The sequence below is a fragment of the Pseudomonas meliae genome (assembly GCF_001400515.1).
In the GTDB taxonomy this organism is placed as follows: Bacteria; Pseudomonadota; Gammaproteobacteria; order Pseudomonadales; family Pseudomonadaceae; genus Aquipseudomonas; species Aquipseudomonas amygdali.
Genome location: NZ_LJQT01000078.1, coordinates 1 through 1,213, shown reverse-complemented (window position 1 = coordinate 1,213; position 1,213 = coordinate 1). Strand labels below are relative to the sequence as shown.

At 57.4% G+C, this 1,213-nt stretch carries 1 protein-coding gene; it reads right to left on the bottom strand.

Features of this window, described 5'->3' with window-relative positions:
* Positions 1–145: 145 nt before the first annotated feature.
* Positions 146–1,123, bottom strand: coding sequence for an IS5 family transposase (locus tag ALO64_RS03615; RefSeq protein ID WP_032701292.1), 978 nt, complete (start codon positions 1,121–1,123; stop codon positions 146–148).
* Between the last annotated feature and the right edge of the window lie 90 nt (positions 1,124–1,213).

Below are 1,213 nucleotides of genomic sequence, written 5' to 3'. Positions count from 1 at the left end.
GGAGACGCTGAACAATTAACCCGTTCGCACCGTCTTCATTTCCAAGCCGGTTTTTTTCAACCTGCCGGCCTTGTTTTGCGTTTCTCGGGCAGATTTCTGCCCTCCTTTTGCTGATTGGCGGGCCAGTCCCGCCTTTCAGACGGATTTATCCTGCCGCCTGTTGCAAATACCGCTTGGCCAGCATCAGATTGGCCAACCCAAACAAACTGAACAACTGCGCTGTATTCTTTTCCAGCCCACGGTAGCGAACCTTGCGATGATTGAAGCGCACCTTGATTACCTGGAAGGGGTGCTCGACCTTGGCACGCAGTTGCGCCTTGGCATATTCAATTTTACGCTTGACCCGATACAGCACGCTGCCTTCGCCGTGCTGCTTGTAACTGCTTGGCCGTGCTGCAATCGACCAGATAACGTCCCGTTCAGCATGCTCCGGTCGCTTGGCCGCACCGGTGTATCCAGCGTCACCCGAAACATAGGTTTCGTCACCGTGCAGCAACTGGCCAACCTGGGTGACATCCGCCACGTTAGCGGCCGTCCCTACTACGCTGTGCACCAGCCCCGACGTGGCGTCTACACCAATGTGGGCCTTCATCCCAAAGTGCCATTGATTGCCTTTCCTGGCCTGATGCATCTCAGGATCACGCTTGCCTTCTCGGTTCTTGACCGAGGGCGGCGCGGCGATCAGGGTAGCGTCGACGATAGTGCCTTCCTTGAGCAGCAGCCCCCGGCTGGCCAGATGCTGGTTAATCGTTTCAAACAGCAGCCGCGTTAGCTGATTGGCTTCCAGCAAGCGGCGAAAACGCAGCAAGGTGGTGGCATCTGGTGCCGACTCGCGACCCAGGTCGATACCCATAAAACCGCGGATGGCCTGGCTGTCGTAGACGGCATCTTCGCAACCTTCATCGGAGAAACCGAAACACTGCTGCACGACGTACATGCGCAACATGCGCGACACCCCTATCGCAGGGCGTCCGCGCTTGCCTGCGGTGTTGCTATAAAACGGCGCCACTTGCGCCTCCAGATGGGCCCAGGGCACCAACTGTTCAAGGTCAGCCAGGAAGCGATCTCGGCGAGTCTGCTTTTTCTTGCCGGTATATTCGAGTTCGGAGAAGGTCTTCTGCACGCGCGTAACGCTCACGGAGAGGGAGGCTGGTTGAAGGAACTTAGTGTGCCAAGGGTGGGGACAGTTGGCTATTTTTGCAGCGCCTCCCTA